The following is a 2,894-nucleotide window of genomic DNA, read 5'->3' as shown; positions in this document are numbered from 1 at the left end:
CCAGCCGGTGGCCAGCGATCCGCGGTGGCGCCAGGAGCCCTCCACCGCGGCGACCACCTCGGGCACGCCGGCGGCCGCGCTCAGCGCCTCGACCAGACGGGGGCGCTCCTCGCGCAGCTGGCGGCCCTCCTCCGCACCGGCCGGGCCCGCGGCCTCCCGCAGCGCCCGGGCCACCTCGACGACGTCGACCGTCAGCCGCTGGGCGGCCGCGCTCTTCTCCCTGACCCGCTGGGCGATCGCCTTCTGCAGGCGGGGCACGCCGAGCCCGGTGACCGCCGACAGGCTGAGCACCGGCACCCCGGCCAGCCCGTCGCGCTCCAGCAGCCGCTCGAGGTCGCGCTGGCAGGCGTCGGCCTCGCCGCGGGTCAGCCGGTCGACCTGGTTGAGCACCACGAGCATGACGTCGCGGTGCTCGGCCATCGGGGCCAGGAACTGGTCGTGCAGGGCGGCGTCGGCGTACTTCTGCGGGTCGACCACCCACACCATCAGATCGACCAGCTGCACCAGCCGGTGCGCCTCGATCCGGTGCTCGATCTCGGTCGAGTCGTGGTCGGGCAGGTCGAGCAGCACCAGGTGGTCCCGGGCCGGGTCGGCGGGCAGGGAGTGCCGGCGGCGGACGTCCAGCCAGTCGAGCAGGTCGGTCGGCGGGTCCTCTCCCCAGGTGACCGCGAACGCCTCGGAGGTGGTGGGGCGCCGGACCCCGGTGGTGGTCAGCGGCTGCCCGACCAGGGCGTTGAACAAGCTGGACTTGCCCGAGCCGGTGGCCCCGGCCAGCGCGGCGACGGTGAAGTCGCCGGAGGCGGCCAGGCGCCCCTCGGCCCGGTCCACCACCTGCTCGGCCCGCAGCAGCAGGGCGTCGTCGACCCGTCCCCGGCTGAGCTCGGCGCCCTCGGCCAGCTGCTGGAGGCGTCCGGCCAGACCGCGGCTGGTCCGCGGCGTGCGTCGCAGCTGCATCACCGCTCCTGCGCCCCGTCGTCGCGGGTGCGAGCGCCGAGCTGGAGCTCGCGTCCGGCGTCCAGCACCGGGCGGTCCTCCGCGGCCCGGTCCAGCGCATGCGGCGCCGACCGGTCGAGCGCGGGTGCGGCCTCGTCCGGAGCCAGTGCGGGCTGGTCCGCCGGGGCCGGCTCGAGCTCGAGCTCGGCGGTCCAGCGCTCCACCTCCGCGACCGCCTGGCGGATCCGGTCCGCCTGGCCAGGCTCCACCTGCTCGGCCGCCAGCACCTGGTGGAACCGGGCGAGCTCGACCGACATCAGCACCTCGACATCTCCGTCCAACAGCTCCTTCGCCCGTCGGGCCAGCCGACGGACCGCCTCGTCCCCGAACACCGCCTCCAGCACGCGCTGGGCCAGCACCGCCGTCCCGCCCGCCACCCCGATCTCGGCCCCGACCAGGCCACCGGTCTGGGCGAACACGACGATCATCAGGGCCACCCCGACGCCGTTGACCCCGAAGGCCAGCGCCCGGGCCCGTGACCGGCGGCCCATCCCCTCGTCGGCGACGAGGTCGAGCACGTCACCCTGCCAGTCGCGGATCGTCCGCGCGACCGCGGCCGGGAAGCCCGGCGAGGGCCGGTGCAGGACCGCGCCGGTGCGCTCCAGCAGCGCCCGCCCGACCGGGTCGGCCTGCCAGGACGCCTCCGCCCGCTCCGCGGCAGCCTCACCCTCCTCCACCAGCAGCGTCTCCAGCCCGGACCCGACCGCGAGCCGCACCTCGTCCGCACCGCGTGGCCGGCCGGTGACGGCGGCGACCAGCCGGTCCCGCAACCAGCCCAGCCGTCGCTCGAACGCGCGGAAGAACTCCCCGGTCCCGACGAAGTCGTGCCAGCGCTCCAGCACCTCACCGCGCAGCAGGGTGCCGTCCGCGGTCTGCACCGAGACCCGGCGGACCGCCTCGGCGTAGGGACGGTCGGCGTCGTCGCGCAGCTGCACCACCGCCGCCACCTGGTCCTCCACCGCCTGCGCCACGGCCGGGGCGTCCCGGGTGATCTGGGCGATCGCCCCGCCGAGGGTGCGCCGGACCACCGCGGTGCGGCGCCGTCCGTCGGCGGCCAGCTCGGCCAGCCAGGAGCGGATCGGCGCGACGGCGGACTCGGGCAGCAGGCCGTCGGCGTCGGTGGTGGTCTCCGGCACCGCGAACAGCGGCGACTCCCCCAGCCCGCGCTCCTCCATCAGCTGGCCCAGGTGCGGCGGCACCTCCCGCATGGCCGCCGGCGGCACCCGGCCGAGCACCACCGCGACGGCGGCACTGCGCCGGACCGCGGCGTGCAGGTACTCCCAGGGGACGGCGTCGGCGTAGCGGGCCGCGGAGGTGGCGAACAGCCACAGGTCGGCCGCTGCGAGCAGCTGGGCGGCCAGCAGCCGGTTCTCCTCGACCACCGAGTCGATGTCGGGGGCGTCCAGGAGCGCCAGACCGGCCGGCAGCGACGGCTCGGCCACCAGCTGCAGCGAGCCCGGCTGCGTCGTCACCCCGCTCGTCCGCGCCAGCCCCGGCAGGATCCGGTCGTCGACGAACCAGCCGGCGTCGTCGGGGTGGTGCACCAGGACGGGGGCGCGCGTGGTGGGCCGGATCACCCCGGGCGCCGAGACCACCCGGCCGACCAGCGAGCTGACCAGGGTCGACTTGCCGGCGCCGGTCGAGCCGCCGACCACCGCGAGCAGCGGAGCATCCAGCGTCGCCAGCCGCGGCAGCACGTAGTCGTCGAGCTGGTCGGTCGTCGTCCGCGCGCGGCGGCGCAGGTGCTCGGCGTCCGGCAGCGGCAGCGGCAGCCGGACCGGGGCCAGGGCGTCGCGGAGCCCGACCAGCGCGGTGACCAGCTGCGCGGGCTCCGGCTGGGAGGGCGCCCCGGGGTCGTGGTCCACCGTGCCTCCTCCCGCCCGCCGATGCGGTCGGGCGAC

2 protein-coding genes are annotated in these 2,894 nt (G+C 77.0%); both read right to left on the bottom strand.

Features of this window, described 5'->3' with window-relative positions; all coding sequences use genetic code 11:
• A partial coding sequence (locus DVA66_RS19040; RefSeq protein WP_198671951.1) for a GTPase occupies positions 1 to 954 on the bottom strand: 954 nt, incomplete at its 3' end.
• The gene (locus DVA66_RS19035; RefSeq protein WP_114561421.1) at positions 954 to 2,858 is read right to left on the bottom strand and encodes a GTPase domain-containing protein; all 1,905 of its coding nucleotides are present in this window, start codon (positions 2,856 to 2,858) and stop codon (positions 954 to 956) included. The genes DVA66_RS19040 and DVA66_RS19035, both read right to left, overlap by 1 nt.
• Between the last annotated feature and the right edge of the window lie 36 nt (positions 2,859 to 2,894).

Origin of the sequence: Desertihabitans aurantiacus (assembly GCF_003344635.1) — a bacterium.
In the GTDB taxonomy this organism is placed as follows: Bacteria; Actinomycetota; Actinomycetes; order Propionibacteriales; family Propionibacteriaceae; genus Desertihabitans; species Desertihabitans aurantiacus.
Note: the sequence above shows the minus strand (reverse complement) of the source record. Positions and strands in the feature narration are given on the sequence as shown.